Annotated in this window: 12 protein-coding genes; 10 read left to right on the top strand and 2 right to left on the bottom strand. The window is 65.3% G+C overall.

Annotated elements, in window-relative coordinates; all coding sequences use genetic code 11:
- Positions 1–91 precede the first annotated feature (91 nt).
- The 4 genes from I6F31_RS00590 to I6F31_RS00575 are packed head-to-tail and all read left to right on the top strand — an operon-like array spanning position 92 to position 3,369.
- Positions 92–970 carry a branched-chain amino acid ABC transporter permease gene (locus I6F31_RS00590; RefSeq protein WP_036004931.1) on the top strand — a complete coding sequence of 293 codons (879 nt, stop codon included), beginning with the start codon at positions 92–94 and terminating at the stop codon, positions 968–970.
- A complete protein-coding gene (locus I6F31_RS00585; protein ID WP_057027087.1) occupies positions 970–1,953 on the top strand; it encodes a branched-chain amino acid ABC transporter permease in 984 nt (327 codons plus the stop codon). Before I6F31_RS00590 ends, I6F31_RS00585 begins: the two co-directional genes overlap by 1 nt.
- Positions 1,950–2,681: an ABC transporter ATP-binding protein gene (locus I6F31_RS00580; RefSeq protein WP_225114877.1), complete on the top strand. Its 732-nt coding sequence runs from the start codon at positions 1,950–1,952 to the stop codon at positions 2,679–2,681. The genes I6F31_RS00585 and I6F31_RS00580 overlap by 4 nt, the downstream gene beginning before the upstream one ends.
- Complete coding sequence (locus I6F31_RS00575; protein ID WP_036004938.1) at positions 2,665–3,369, top strand: ABC transporter ATP-binding protein; 705 nt, start codon at positions 2,665–2,667, stop codon at positions 3,367–3,369. The genes I6F31_RS00580 and I6F31_RS00575 overlap by 17 nt, the downstream gene beginning before the upstream one ends.
- 181 nt (positions 3,370–3,550) lie before the next feature.
- Here the strand turns inward: I6F31_RS00575 and I6F31_RS00570 are convergent, their stop codons facing one another.
- Positions 3,551–4,225, bottom strand: coding sequence for an aldolase (locus I6F31_RS00570; RefSeq protein WP_225114878.1), 675 nt, complete (start codon positions 4,223–4,225; stop codon positions 3,551–3,553).
- Between the two features lie 106 nt (positions 4,226–4,331).
- On the opposite strand from I6F31_RS00570, the gene ltnD reads away from it, so the two are divergent.
- The 6 genes from ltnD (at position 4,332) to I6F31_RS00540 (ending at position 13,033) form a co-directional block, all read left to right on the top strand.
- Positions 4,332–5,249, top strand: coding sequence for an L-threonate dehydrogenase (gene ltnD, locus I6F31_RS00565; RefSeq protein WP_225129494.1), 918 nt, complete (start codon positions 4,332–4,334; stop codon positions 5,247–5,249).
- Between the two features lie 13 nt (positions 5,250–5,262).
- A complete protein-coding gene (gene otnI / locus I6F31_RS00560) occupies positions 5,263–6,045 on the top strand; it encodes a 2-oxo-tetronate isomerase (protein ID WP_225146079.1) in 783 nt (260 codons plus the stop codon).
- A complete protein-coding gene (otnK, locus tag I6F31_RS00555; protein WP_225146078.1) occupies positions 6,042–7,316 on the top strand; it encodes a 3-oxo-tetronate kinase in 1,275 nt (424 codons plus the stop codon). Before otnI ends, otnK begins: the two co-directional genes overlap by 4 nt.
- Before the next feature lie 168 nt (positions 7,317–7,484).
- Positions 7,485–9,176: a methyl-accepting chemotaxis protein gene (locus I6F31_RS00550; protein ID WP_225174845.1), complete on the top strand. Its 1,692-nt coding sequence runs from the start codon at positions 7,485–7,487 to the stop codon at positions 9,174–9,176.
- Between the two features lie 244 nt (positions 9,177–9,420).
- Entirely contained in the window at positions 9,421–11,109 is a 1,689-nt protein-coding gene (locus I6F31_RS00545; protein WP_225184524.1) for a CHASE3 domain-containing protein, read from the top strand.
- 229 nt (positions 11,110–11,338) lie between these two features.
- On the top strand, positions 11,339–13,033 hold the full coding sequence (locus tag I6F31_RS00540; RefSeq protein ID WP_225134082.1) for a methyl-accepting chemotaxis protein: 1,695 nt from the start codon (positions 11,339–11,341) through the stop codon (positions 13,031–13,033).
- Positions 13,034–13,174: 141 nt separating this feature from the next.
- Here I6F31_RS00540 and I6F31_RS00535 read toward each other — a convergent pair whose 3' ends face one another.
- Complete coding sequence (locus I6F31_RS00535) at positions 13,175–14,683, bottom strand: acetyl-CoA acetyltransferase (protein WP_225139547.1); 1,509 nt, start codon at positions 14,681–14,683, stop codon at positions 13,175–13,177.
- Between the last annotated feature and the right edge of the window lie 8 nt (positions 14,684–14,691).

The raw sequence follows: 14,691 nt of genomic DNA, 5'->3' as shown, positions 1-14,691 counted from the left end.
TCCAGACTGCTTCCTTCGAAACATTCCTGGATTGCTTCGCTTCGCTCGCAATGACGAAGCCTGTCGTGACGTTTCGAACGGGGGACCAGAGTTGACAGCCCAAGCCATTATCCAGAGTCTCGCGAGCGGCCTCCTGATGGGCCTGCTCTACGGATTGATCGCGGTCGGCCTCGCGCTGATCTTCGGCCTGATGGACGTCACGAACTTCGCCCATGGCGAATTCCTGATGATCGCGATGTATCTGTCTTTCTTCCTGTTCGCGTTCTTCGCCATCGATCCGCTGTTGTCGGCCCCGTTGGTCGCCGCGGCACTCTTCATATTCGGAGCGGTCGTCTACCTGCTCCTTGTACGTTTCGCCATGCGGGCCAAGGCCAACGCCGGCATGGTGCAGATCTTCACCACCTTCGGCCTCGCCATTGTCATGCGCGGCCTTGCGCAGTATTTCTTCACGCCGGACTATCGCAGCATCCCACAATCCTGGCTCGGCGGCAAAACCATCTCGGTCGGCGGAATCTTTCTGCCGGAGCCGCAACTGGTCGGCGCGCTGGTCTCGATCGCCGCTTTTGCAGGTCTCTACTTCTTCATCCACCGAACCGATTTCGGCCGCGCGATCGAAGCGACCCGCGAGGATCCCGGTGCAGTCGCGCTTGTCGGCATCGACAAGAACCGCGTGTTTGCATTCGGCTGGGGGCTCGGCGCCGCGCTGGTTGGTCTCGCCGGCGCGATCATGGCGGTGTTCTTCTACATCTATCCCGACGTCGGCGCCTCCTTTGCGCTGATTGCCTATGTCACGGTGGCGCTCGGCGGCTTCGGCAGCGTGTTCGGCGCCTTCGCCGGCGGCATCATCGTCGGTCTCGTCGAAGCGGTCACCGCGCTGGTGCTGCCGCCGTCGCTGAAATCGGTCGGCATTTACTCGGTCTATCTGCTGGTCGTCTTCATCCGGCCGCGCGGCCTGTTCGGATCGATGTGATGGACAAGGATTTTGCAGCGCGGCGCCGCCGCAACCTCATCATCGCCGCAGCGCTCGCTACCATTGCCGCGCTGACGCCGTTGTTCGTGAAGGACGTCGTCGTCCAGAACATCCTGATCCTGACACTGATGTATGCGGGATTGTCGCAGAGCTGGAATATCCTGTCCGGCTATTGCGGGCAGATCTCGCTCGGCCACGCGCTGTATTTCGGTCTCGGGGCCTACACCACCGAGCTGCTGTTCACGAAGTTCGGCGTGCTGCCTTGGTTCGGCATGCTGGCGGGCGGAGTGGTGTCGGCGCTGATCGCGATGGGGCTCGGCTATCCCTTCTTCCGCCTGCGCGGCCATTACTTCGTGATTGCCACCATCGTCATCGCCGAGATCGGCTTGCTTTTGTTCCACAACTGGGAATGGGCCGGTGCCGCGATGGGTATCACCATTCCGATCCGCGGCGACAGCTGGCTGAAATTCCAGTTTCTGCGCACCAAGCTGCCCTACTTCTATTTCGCGCTGGCGCTGTGCTGCCTCGCCTGGTTCGTGACATGGTGGCTGGAAAACTCCAAGTGGGGATTTTGGTGGCGTGCCGTCAAGGACAACCCGGAGGCGGCCGAGAGCCTCGGTGTCGACGTGTTCAATTCCAAGATGGGTGCGGCCGCGGTCTCCGCCTTCCTTGTCGCCGTGGGCGGCAGCTTCTACGCCCAGTTCGTCTCCTACATCGATCCGGAAAGCGTCATGGGCTTTCAGTTCTCGCTGCTGATGGCGCTACCGGCCGTGCTCGGCGGCATCGGCACCCTGTGGGGGCCGGTGTTAGGGGCGGCCATCCTGATCCCGCTGACTGAGCTGACGCGCTTCAAGTTCGGCGGCTCGGGGCGGGGTGTCGACCTCATTGTCTACGGCACGCTGATCGTTCTGATCTCGCTGGCCCTGCCGCGCGGCCTGCTGAGCCTGTTTTCACGCCCGAAGAAGACGGGAGCTGCCCGATGAGCGCGCTGCTCGAAACCCGCGGCGTCTGGCAGCGCTTCGGCGGCCTCGTCGCCAACAGCGACGTCTCGATCTCGGTCGGCCGCGGCGAGATCGTCGGCCTGATCGGCCCGAACGGCGCCGGCAAGTCGACGCTGTTCAATCTGATCGCCGGCGTGCTGCCGCCGACGCAAGGCTCGATTTGGTTCGACGGCGAGGACGTCACCCGCATGCCGGCGGCGATGCGCTGCCAGCGCGGGGTAGGACGCACCTTCCAGGTGGTCAAGAGCTTCGAGACCATGACTGTCATCGACAACGTCATCGTCGGTGCACTCGTGCGCAACACCGTGATGCGCGAGGCCCGCCGCAAGGCGCATGAGGTGCTGGAGTTCACCGGCCTTGCCGCGCGCGCCGACGTGCTCGCCAGCGACCTCGTACCGGCCGAGAAGCGCCGCCTCGAAGTCGCGCGGGCGCTTGCGACCGAGCCGAAGCTGCTGCTGCTCGACGAAGTCCTCACCGGCCTGACGCCGACCGAGGCGCAGACCGGCGTTGCCCTGGTGCGCAAGGTGCGCGATGCCGGTATCACCGTGCTGATGGTGGAGCACGTCATGGAGATCGTGATGCCGCTGGTGGACCGCGCCATCGTGCTCGACCTCGGCAAGGTGCTGGTCGAGGGCAAGCCCGCCGACGTCGTGCGCGATCCCAAGGTGATCAAGGCATATCTGGGAGATCGTCATGCTGTCGGTGCGTGAAGTCACCACCGCCTATCAGGGGCTGGTCGCCATCTCCGCGGTCTCGATCGAGGTCCAGAAGGGCGAGATCGTCTGCGTTGCCGGCGCCAACGGCGCAGGCAAGTCGACGCTGCTGAAATCCATCGCCGGCGCCGAGCGTCCGCGTTCCGGCACGGTGACGTTCGACGGCAAGCGCCTCGACGGCATGGCGCAGCATCACATCACGGCCACCGGCATCGCCTATGTGCCGGAAAACCGCCGTTTGTTTCCGCGTCTGTCGGTGCGCGACAACCTTCGCCTCGGCAGCTATCTCTACAGGGGCGAAGCGAACCGCGAAGAGCCGCTCGATCTCGTCTTCAAGCTCTTCCCGCGCCTTCAGGAGCGCCTGGAGCAGCGCGCCGAGACGCTCTCCGGCGGCGAGCAGCAGATGCTCGCCATCGGCCGCGCGCTGATGACGCGTCCGCGGCTGTTGATGCTGGACGAGCCCTCGCAGGGCATCATGCCGAAGCTGGTCGACGAAATTTTCCAGGCGGTGAAGCTCATCCGTGACTCCGGCATGACCGTCCTCATCGTCGAGCAGCGCATGGCCGAGTGCCTCGAGATCGCCGACCGCGCCTACATCCTGCAGACCGGCCGTGTGCTGATGCAGGGCGCAGCCAGCGAGATCAAGGGCAATCCGGATGTGCGGAAGGCATATCTGGGGCTGTAGCCGAATAGTATCGGGCACGCCCGCGCAACATACCCGGTGTCATCGCCCGACTTGATCGGGCGATCCAGTACTCCGAGACGTCAGAGATATGCGGAGAAGCCGCGGCGTACTGGATTCCCCGCTTTCGCGGGGAATGACAGCGGTGGTGAGGCGACGCTCGTCCACCCCTTACCGCAAGTCGCTAATACTCGTGCCCGTGCTCCGGCAACGTCACCCCGAACACCTGCACCAGATCCTTCACCTGCTCCGGCGACAGGTAACGTGGGTTCATCCCGCGCAGCAGCAGGTACAGCTTCGCCGTCTCCTCCAGCTCTTCCGTCGCGAACACCGCCGCTTCCAGCGTGTCGCCGGCGACGACCGGGCCGTGATTGGCGAGCAGCACGGATGAGTACTTCCCAGCCAGCCCCTTGATCGCATCTGCGACCGCGGGATCGCCAGGGCGGTAATAGGGCACGAGCGCGGTGGCGCCGCATTTCATCAAATAATAGGCCGTCATCGGCGGCAGCGCGGCGCGCGGATCGATCTCGGGCAGCATCGACAGCGCCACCGAATGCGTGGAGTGCAGATGCACGATGGCCCGCGCGCTGCCGCGCGTGTCGTAGAGCGCATTGTGCAGCGGAACTTCCTTGGTCGGGGCATCGCCCGAAACCAGCCGGCCCTGCTGGTCCAGCCGTGATAGTCTTGCGGGATCGAGGAAGCCGAGCGAGGCGTTGGTCGGCGTCACCAGCCAGCCGCCATCGTCCATCTTGACGCTGATATTGCCGGAGGAGCCCGGCGTCAGCCCGCGCTCGAACAGGGACCGTCCGAAGCGGCAGATGTCCTCGCGCAGCAATGTCTCATTGCTCATGGCCGTCATGCCTGCTTGTCTCACGCTTTGGCAGCGCGGCCAAGCCGTGTTATTCGGTTGCCAAGCTGCCGCAAAGGGCGGCCATCCGGGAAACGCTCGCAAGGGTCAGTTGCATATGTCCGCCTCCACCTCACAAAATCAGCGTATTGCCGTCGTCGGGCTCGGCTCGATGGGATTTGGCATGGCGACCTCGCTCAAGAGCGCCGGCCATGCCGTGACCGGCTGCGACGTCTCGGCGGATGCCGTCGCGCGCTTCGTGAAGGACGGCGGCGCGGGGGCCAAGACGCCGGCCGAAGCGGCCAAGGACGCAGACATCGTCGTCAGCGTGGTGGTCAATGCCGCGCAGACCGAAACCATCCTGTTCGGCAAGGATGGCGCCGCCGAGACCATGCCCAAGGACAGCGTGTTCGTCTCCTCGGCGACGATGGATCCCGACGTGGCGCGCCGTCTTGCCAAGCAGCTGGAGGCGACCGGCCGGCACTATCTGGATGCGCCGATCTCCGGCGGGGCGCAGCGCGCCGCGCAAGGCGAATTGACGATTCTTGCCTCCGGCAGCTCGGCCGCTTTTGCCAAGGCGCGGCCGGCGCTCGATGCCATGGCTGCAAAGCTCTACGAGCTCGGCGATGCCGCCGGGCAGGGCGCTGCGTTCAAGATGATCAATCAGCTGCTCGCCGGCGTTCACATCGCCGCCGCAAGCGAAGCCATGGCGTTCGCAGCCAAGCAGGGCCTCGACATCCGCAAGGTCTACGAGGTGATCACGGCCTCCGCCGGCAATTCATGGATGTTCGAGAACCGCATGCCGCATGTGCTCGACGGCGACTACACGCCGCGAAGCGCGGTGGAGATCTTCGTCAAGGACCTCGGCATCATCCAGGACATGGCGCGCAGCGCCCGATTCCCCGTGCCGGTCTCCGCCGCCGCGCTCCAGATGTTCCTGATGACATCGGCCGCCGGCATGGGCCGCGACGACGACGCATCGGTCGCGCGCATGTATGCGCAGGTCACCGGCGTCAAGCTGCCCGGCGACAAGTAACAGAGGACCTCCAATGCCCCGTTTCGCCGCCAATCTCTCGATGATGTTCACCGAGGTACCGTTCCTCGACCGCTTCGATGCCGCCGCGCAAGCGGGCTTCACCGCGGTGGAATTCCTGTTTCCGTACGAGCATCCCGCCGAGGCTGTCGGCGAACGGCTCAAGCGCAACGGCCTGACCCAGGCGCTGTTCAACCTGCCGCCGGGCGACTGGAACGCCGGCGAGAAGGGCTTTGCTGCGCTGCCATCGCGCTTTTCCGATCTCAAGGCGAGCCTGGAGACGGCGCTGCCTTATGCCAAGGCGACGGGCGTCAAGCGCCTGCACCTGATGGCCGGCATCGCCAATCGCGGCGAGCGCGTCGCGATCGAGGCCTTCTACAAATCGGTGGCCTGGGCCGCCGAGTTCTTCGCGCCTCACGGCATCGATGTCGTGATCGAGCCGATCAACGCCCGCAACGTGCCCGGCTACTTCCTCAACGATTTCGGCTTTGCGCGGGATCTGATCCAGGAGCTGAGGCTTGCGAACCTGAAGCTCCAGTTCGACATCTATCACTGCCAGATCATCCATGGCGACGTCACCATGCGGCTGCGCGAGATGATGCCGATCATCGGCCACATCCAGATCGCGAGCATTCCCTCGCGCAACGAGCCAGACGGCGAGGAGCTGAACTATCCGTTCCTGTTCGATGAGCTCGACCGGCTCGGCTATGCCGGCTTCGTCGGCTGCGAATACAATCCGCGCGGCAAGACCACCGATGGCCTCGCCTGGTTCAAGTCCTATGCGGGAGTGAAGCCGTGACCCCAGCGTTGGGCTGCATCGCCGACGACTACACCGGCGCCTCCGATCTCGCTAACACGCTGACGCGCGCGGGCCTGCGCACCGTCCAGACCATCGGCATCCCTGCCGACGATCTGATGCTGCCCGAGGTCGATGCCGTCGTGGTGTCGCTGAAGAGCCGCTCGATCGAGGCCGGCCTTGCCGTGTCGCGCTCGCGCGCGGCGGACAAATGGCTGCGCGGCCGCGGCGTGGGCCACGTGCTGTTCAAGATCTGCTCGACCTTCGATTCCACCGACGCCGGCAATATCGGCCCGGTCATGGATGCGCTGCGCGCCGATTGCGGCGAGGGAGCCGTGCTGGTGACGCCGGCCTTTCCGGAGACCGGGCGCACCGTCTATCAGGGCAATCTGTTCGTCGGCGCCGTGCCGCTCAGCGAGAGCCCGCTGAAGGACCATCCGCTCAACCCGATGCATGATTCCAACTTGGTGCGCGTGCTGGCGCGCCAGAGCAGCACGCAGATCGGCTTCGTCGATCTCGCCACCGTCGCGCGCGGCGCGGAGGCCGTGCGGGCACGGCTGGCTGAGCTCGCCGCCAGAGGCATCGGTGCTGCGATCATCGACGCCGTGTTCGACCGCGACCTCGAGACCATCGGTCTCGTCGCCGCTGAACATCTTCTGTCGGTCGGCGCGTCCGGCATGGGCCTCGGGCTTGCGCGCGCGCTGGTGTCGACGGGCAAGGTGAAGCCGGCACCGAGCAGCGAAACCGGCGCGGCCGTCGGCGGCCTGGCGGCATGCCTTGCCGGCAGCTGCTCGCAGGCGACGCTTCAGCAGATCGCCAGCGCCGAACGCATCATGCCGGTGCTTCATCTCGATCCGGAGCGGATCGTCGCGGGCGCCGCTGAAGCGCAGCGTGCGCTGGACTGGGCGAGGCCGCGGCTTGCGGAAGGTCCGGTGCTGATCGCTTCGAGCGCGACGCCGGACGCCGTTGCGGCCGTGCAGGCACGCCATGGCCGCGATGCCGCAGGCCACGCCATCGAGCAGGCCATGGCCGGCATCGCCGAGGGTCTGGTGCAGGCCGGCGTCCGTCGCTTGATCGTCGCCGGTGGCGAGACATCTGGCGCCGTGGTCGATCGGTTGAAGATTCCAGGATTTCTCGTAGGAGTAGAAATCGCGGCGGGAGTCCCGGTGCTGCGCGCGGTCGGTGCAAGCTCCGGCGAGATGTTGCTCGCTTTGAAATCTGGAAACTTTGGCGGTCCGGACTTCTTCTCCGACGCGCTTAGGCTCATGCGCTGAGCGCAGAGCCTCCTTAGTCCATCGTTCATTTCTTTCGGCTTCGGTACTCGTACGGAGCCGCAGTTAACATTTGCGCAGGTGCTCTGCGCTCAGATGTCGCCGCAGCTCCTCTTTGGTTGATTCTTAGAGCTTCGACGCGCATCCGCGCCAGCACAACGAGATCCGATTATGTTCGCCAACATTTCCATCCGCGCCAAGATCATCAGTGTCGTCGCGTTCCTGCTCGTCGCGATGGCCGGCATGGGCCTGCTCGCCATCATGAAAATGCGGTCGATGAACGCCAACACGGTCGACATCACGATGAATTGGATGCCCAGCGTGCGGGTGCTGGGCGAGCTTCGGGCGAGCGTCATCACCTATCGCAACGTGGTCCGCCAGCACATGCTTTCCGACACGCTGGACGAGAAGCTCGCCAACGAAAAGACGGCCATGACGGTGCTCGAGGCGCTTGCCAAATACCGCAGCCGCTACGAGCCGATGATCACCTCGCCGGAGGAGCGGGCGCTCTACACCCAATGGGCAAAGCTCTGGGACGATTACAAGAGGGGCACCGAAGAGGTGATGGCGCTCTCGCGCAAGGAAGCCGGCAAGATCCCACACGAGGCCCGGGAGCTGAATACGAAGACCGTCAACAAGCTCGGTCTTCAGGCAGACGAGGTCCTGACCAAGGACATCGAGCTCAACACCAAGGGCGGAGAACAGGCCGCTCAGGACGCCGCCGACAGCTACGCCTACGCCTTCATGCTGGTCTCGGCAATTCTCGGCGCCGCCATCGCCATCGGCATCGCCGTCGGCTTCTATCTCGTCCGCGACGTCTCTAGCGGCATCAACTCGATCACCCTGCCGATGCAGGCGCTGGGCCGAGGCGACCTCTCCGCCGAAGTCCCGCATCGCGGCGAGAAGACCGAGATCGGTGCCATGGCCGACGTGCTCCAGATCTTCAAGGAGGCGTTGATCGCCAAGAAGGCCGCCGACGAAGCCGCCGCGGCCGACGCCGAAGCCAAGATCGAGCGCGGCCGCCGCGTCGACGACATCACCCGCGAATTCGAAACGATGATCGGCGAGATCGTCCAGACCGTGTCATCGGCCTCGACCCAGTTAGAGGCCTCTGCATCGACCCTGACTGCGACCGCCGACCGCTCGCAGCGGCTGGCGACCACGGTGGCCGGCGCTTCGGAGGAAGCCTCCACCAACGTGCAATCGGTGGCCTCGGCGACCGAGGAGATGGCCTCGTCGGTCGGCGAGATCAGCCGCCAGGTGCAGGAATCGGCGCGGATGGCGGGCGATGCAGTCGGTCAGGCCCGTGCCACCACCGAGCGCGTCAGCGAATTGTCCAAGGCCGCCGCGCGCATCGGCGACGTCGTCGAGCTGATCAACACCATCGCCGGCCAGACCAACCTGCTGGCGCTGAACGCCACCATCGAGGCGGCGCGCGCCGGCGAAGCCGGCCGCGGTTTTGCCGTCGTCGCCTCCGAGGTGAAGGCGCTCGCCGAGCAGACCGCGAAGGCGACCGGCGAGATCGGCCAGCAGATCTCCGGTATCCAGGCGGCGACCAACGATTCCGTCGGCGCCATCAAGGAGATCTCCTCGACCATCGAGCGCCTGTCGGAGATCTCGTCGGCCATCGCCGCTGCGGTGGAAGAGCAGGGCGCCGCGACGCAGGAGATCGCCCGCAACGTTCAGCAGGCGGCGCATGGCACCCAGCAGGTGTCGTCCAACATCACCGACGTGCAGCGCGGCGCGACCGAGACCGGCACGGCCTCCTCGCAGGTGCTGTCGGCGGCGCAGATGCTGTCGAACGATTCCGGCCGGCTGAAGAACGAGGTCAGCAAGTTCCTGACCAACGTCCGCGCCGCGTAGACAGACGTGGGTTCCACAAGCAAGGGCGGCGCCATCGGCGCCGCTCATAGTTTTTCCTGCGCGCGTTGCGCTGTCGATATGCCCGTAGAATTGCGACGTACTCTTCAGCGAAAGCTCCGTACTACTGCGTAGCGTCGTTAAACCTAACAATCCTGAGCGACGGTAAGATCGTGGCGGAAGTCGTAGCACGATCGGAGCCGGTCCGGACCAGCAACTCCCGACCGTCAGCATTGGGGAGGATTTAATGTCTTGGATCAACAACCTTCGTATTTCCATTAAGGTTTCCGCCGTATTCGCGGCGATCTGTCTCGTCGTCGCCGGCAGCACCGCAGCCATCTACAACTCGCTGAGCGTAATGAATTCCACGGCGAAGATGACAGTGCATACCTATCAGGTGCTGGAGCAGCTTTCCGAGCTTGTCGGTGCGATGGTCAATCAGGAAACCGGCGTTCGCGGCTATCTCGTGTCTGGCGATGCCGGCTTTCTCGCTCCTTACGAAGCCGGGCTGAAACAATTTCAGACTGCGGCGGCCAAAGTCGGCAGCCTGACCTCGGACAACGCCACGCAGCAGAAGCGACTCGAGCAGGTCAAGGCGCTTGCCAACGACTGGGCAACCAACGTCGCGCAGCGCGAAATCGCGCTGATGAAGGATCCGGCAACCCAGGCGAAGGCGCGTGAGCTCGAGGCTTCCGGAGCCGGCAAGAAGTCGATGGATGGCCTCCGCGCCGTCGTCCAGGAAATGGACAGGGAAGAGCGGTCGCTGTTGTCAGTGCGGGCGGCTGCCTCCGACGCCGCCTCGTCCAGCGCCACCATGGCCATGCTGATCGGAGGCCTCGTCACCCTGCTGCTCTCGCTCGTGGGCGCCTTCGGCGTCGCCTTCGCGGTCACCCGCCCGATCCAGCGCATCACGACCGAGATGGGTGTTCTCGCGAATGGGGACACCTCGGTGATCGTATCGGGTATCGAACGCAAGGACGAGATCGGTGAGATGGCTCAGGCGGTCCAGGTGTTCAAGACCAATGCCATCGAGGTCGAGCGGCTGAAGGCGGAACAGGTTGAAACCGAGCGTCGCAATGCCGAGCAGCGCAAACGCGACATGGTCAGGCTCGCCGACGACTTCGAGAGCGCCGTCGGCCAGATCATCGGAACAGTGTCGTCGGCATCGACCCAGCTGGAAGCATCGGCCACCACCCTCACAGGTACGGCCGAGCGGTCCCAGAAGCTCGCGACCACGGTGGCCGGCGCTTCGGAGGAAGCCTCCACCAACGTGCAGTCGGTGGCCTCGGCGACCGAGGAGATGGCCTCGTCGGTCGGCGAGATCAGCCGCCAGGTGCAGGAATCGGCGCGGATGGCGGGCGATGCAGTCGGTCAGGCCCGTGCCACCACCGAGCGCGTCAGCGAATTGTCCAAGGCCGCCGCGCGCATCGGCGACGTCGTCGAGCTGATCAACACCATCGCCGGCCAGACCAACCTGCTGGCGCTGAACGCCACCATCGAGGCGGCGCGCGCCGGCGAAGCCGGCCGCGGTTTTGCCGTCGTCGCCTCCGAGGTGAAGGCGCTCGCCGAGCAGACCGCGAAGGCGACCGGCGAGATCGGCCAGCAGATCTCCGGTATCCAGGCGGCGACCAACGATTCCGTCGGCGCCATCAAGGAGATCTCCTCGACCATCGAGCGCTTGTCGGAGATCTCGTCGGCCATCGCGGCTGCGGTGGAAGAGCAGGGCGCCGCGACGCAGGAGATTGCCCGCAACGTGCAGCAGGCGGCGCATGGCACCCAGCAGGTGTCGTCCAACATCACCGACGTGCAGCGCGGCGCAACCGAGACCGGCACGGCCTCCTCGCAGGTGCTGTCGGCGGCGCAGATGTTGTCGAACGATTCGAGCCGGCTGAAGAGCGAGGTCAGCAAGTTCCTGACCAACGTCCGCGCCGCGTAAGGCGCGGCCGTGGATTGATCAAACCAGGAGCGGTGCCAAAAGCGCCGCTCTTTTTTTCTGCGGTAGCGCGATGTCGTCTGGCGGTAGGATCATGGGGAGCCGACCGTAAACATACGGGGCGCCCATTTCATGGATAGTTAAATTCGCCTTACGAGAATTGAGGGAAGACGCCTCGAACAGCGGCCGTCCTGTCTGGAATGAACGCATATCGCATTGTTTGGGGGCTCTGATGCGCAAGAATCTTCCCGTCACCACCGTTGAATATCCGGTCAGTGATGAGACGTTGATCGTTTCGCGGACCGATCTGAAGGGCAAGCTCACGTACTTCAACGAGGACTTCCTCGCGGCCGCCGGCTTCACGTCCGCGGAACTGATGGGCCAGCCGCACAATATCGTTCGTCACCCGGACATGCCGCCGGAGGCATTCGACAATCTCTGGGACACGCTGAAGGCCGGCAAGCCCTGGCTCGGCGCAGTCAAGAACCGCCGCAAGAACGGCGACTTCTATTGGGTGCTGGCGACGGCTTCTCCGATCCGCGAGAACGGCGAGGTCAAGGGCTATACGTCGATCCGCACCAAGCTGCCGGCCGACCAGCGCAAGCTCGCCGAAGAGGTCTATGCCGCCATCCGCGAGAAGAAGCCGCATGGCTATCGCATCGACGCCGGCATCATCCGCCGCCGCTCCTGGCTCGACCACTTCAGCATCTTTACCGGGACGCTGAAGGCGCGCCTGATCACGATGATGGTGCTGCAGTCGCTGTTCATGCTCGCGCTCGGCATCGGTGGCGCGGTCGCCACCGGCGGTTCGACCAGCCTGATCCTGTCGCTGCTGGCTGTCGCCGGTGCGGCTATCGTCGGCTTCGCAGGCCTTGCGACCATGCGTGCTATTCAGGGACCGATGCGGCAGCTCAACGACACGCTGGTCAACCTCGTGCAGGACAAGCTTGACAATCGCATCGTGATCGAGCGCGACGACGAGATCGGCGAGGCGCTGCGCAACCTTCAGACCGTGCAGACCATCGTCCGTTTCAGCCGCGACGAGGTGCAGGCGGTGCAGCGCCGCGCCGAGGCGCAGCGCAAGGCCGACATGACCAAGCTTGCCGACGGTTTCGAGGCGGCGATCGGGGAAATCGTCGAGACCGTATCGGCCGCCGCGACTGAGCTTGAGGCATCGGCCTCGACCCTGTCCTCGACCGCGGGCCGGGCGCAGGAGCTGGCCACGGTAGTTGCGTCCGGCTCGGAGGCCGCCTCCAGCAATGTCCATTCGGTGGCTTCGGCTGCCGAGGAGATGTCGTCCTCGGTGCGCGAGATCGGGCGGCAGGTGCAGGATTCCTCCCGGATCGCGAGCGAGGCGGTCAGCCAGGCGCATGCCACCACCGAGCGTGTTAGCGAGCTGTCGCGGGCTGCGGCGCGGATCGGCGATGTCGTCGAGCTCATCAATGCGATTGCCGGCCAGACCAACCTCCTGGCACTCAACGCTACCATCGAGGCGGCGCGGGCTGGCGAAGCCGGCCGCGGCTTCGCGGTGGTGGCCTCCGAGGTCAAGGCGCTCGCCGAGCAGACGGCCAAGGCCACCGGCGAGATCGGCCAGCAGGTCGGCGGCATCCAGGCGGCGACGCAGGATTCGGTCAGCGCCATCGGGGAGATCAGCGGCACCATCGCGCGTCTGTCGGAGATCGCTTCGGCCATCGCGACGGCCGTGCAGCAGCAGGGCGCAGCGACCCAGGAGATCGCCCGCAACGTGCAGCAGGCCGCCCTGGGCACCCAGCAGGTCTCGTCCAACGTCGGCGACGTGCAGCGCGGCGCCTCGGAGACGGGATCAGCGTCCACGCAGGTGCTGTCGGCGGCCCAGATGCTGTCCCGCGATTCCAACCGCCTCAAGCTCGAGGTCGGCAAGTTCCTGAACTCGGTTCGCGCCGCCTGACTCTCGACCGCGTCGGAAAAAACAGGCGCCGAAGGGCTGAGATCTCGTAGGGTGGGCAAAGGCGCTCTTGCGCCGTGCCCACCATTCTTTCCGGATCACACGAAGGCCGTGGGCACGCTTCGCTTTGCCCACCCTACGAGATCACGCCACCCGCCACTCGGGCACGTTATCTTCTGCCATAGCGATTTCGCCGAACGAGCCGACCGGGGTGCGATCCATGGCGAGCAGCTGCGCCAGCGTCGCGCCGTCGCTCGCCGGGACCCGCGCCAGCGTGCGGCGATCGTCCTCTGTCCGCAGCATCACGACGCCATGCTCGATATTGCCGCCGCGGCCGTAAAGCACGGTGAAGCTCTCGACCGTGCCCTTGCCAGTGGCCTCCGCGACGAACTCCGGCACCGCGCGCTTGTTGCGGTCCGCATCGGCCTGCACGCTCGTTTCCTGCACCAGCGCCTCGCGCGGCGCCGTCTTCGACACCACCAGCGCGTGGTGCTTGGTGACGAAGCCGCCCTGGCCATAGAGCAGGCCGAGCTTGGCGCCGTCGCGCAGCCGCCGCACCATAGCGCAGGCGGCATGCGTCATGTAGGTGTTGAGCGGCGCGCCGAAGAAGGTGAGGCCGCCCGTCACGGTCGGCTGCACGTCGGCACCTAAGCCCAGTGTCCGCCGCGCCATTTTGGGCACGCAGGGGAAGCAACTGTAGAGCTCGATCGCGTCGAAGGACTTGCCGTCGCCGCCGGCGAGGTCCATCGCCGCTTTCAGCACGGCGTTCTGCGGGTGGCTCTCGTAAAACTGGTCGCGCAGCAGATAGTCACGCGGCTCTTCCGCGGAGGCGCCGCCGAGCGGGTAGACCAGTTTGTCTTCGGCGATCCCGGCTGCGCGTGCCTTGGCGAGACTGGTGAGCAGCAGCGCACCGCCCATGTTGACGCTGGGGTTCGCCACCATCAGCTTGTTGTAGGGCCAGGCGATCAGGCGATTGTCCGCGGTCGGCGTCGTAATCTCCTCCGGCGTGTAGCGCCGCTTCAGCCAGGCGTTCGGGTTCTCCGCGGCGGCTTCCGAATAGCGCGACCACAGCGTGCCTGACTCCGCCATGGCTTCGCGTGGCGTCTGACCCCAATGCGCGGAGGAGGCCGCTTCATAGAATGGATAGACGGTCACAGGTCGAAACACGCCGAGCTTCACCGCCAGCGGCTTCTGGAACGCCGCGCCGCGCTTGGGTTCCTCGACGTCATAGGCGAACGGCGTCCACGGCAGCTTGACGCCGGCGCGCTCCGCCTTGGTAGCGCTCGATTGCGCTTCCGCGCCGCACACCGCCGCCACGCTGCACTCGCCGCGCGCGATGCGCTTGGCCGCCTCGTGGATGTAGCGGATCGGGCTCTCGCCGCCGACTGGGCCGTAATAGCAATGCGCGGGCGAGATGCCGAGGCGCTGAGCCAAAAGCTGCTCCGGATCGCGATAGCGCCAGCTCAGGAAATTGACGACGTCGAGCGATTGCACCTCGCCGAGCAGCTTTGCGCCGGCGTCTTGTTCAGCCCGCCGCAGCGCCTGTTCGAGCAGGTCGAGCGGTTCGAGACCCTCGGCGATCTCCTTGGGGCGATCGACGATCTCGCCGATGCCGACGATGACGGGGATGCGGTCTTCGGGGATATTGGTCATTTCTTCTT

The organism is Bradyrhizobium sp. NBAIM01 (assembly GCF_020194115.1).
Lineage (GTDB): Bacteria > Pseudomonadota > Alphaproteobacteria > Rhizobiales > Xanthobacteraceae > Bradyrhizobium > Bradyrhizobium yuanmingense.
This window is presented reverse-complemented; position numbering and strand designations above follow the sequence as displayed.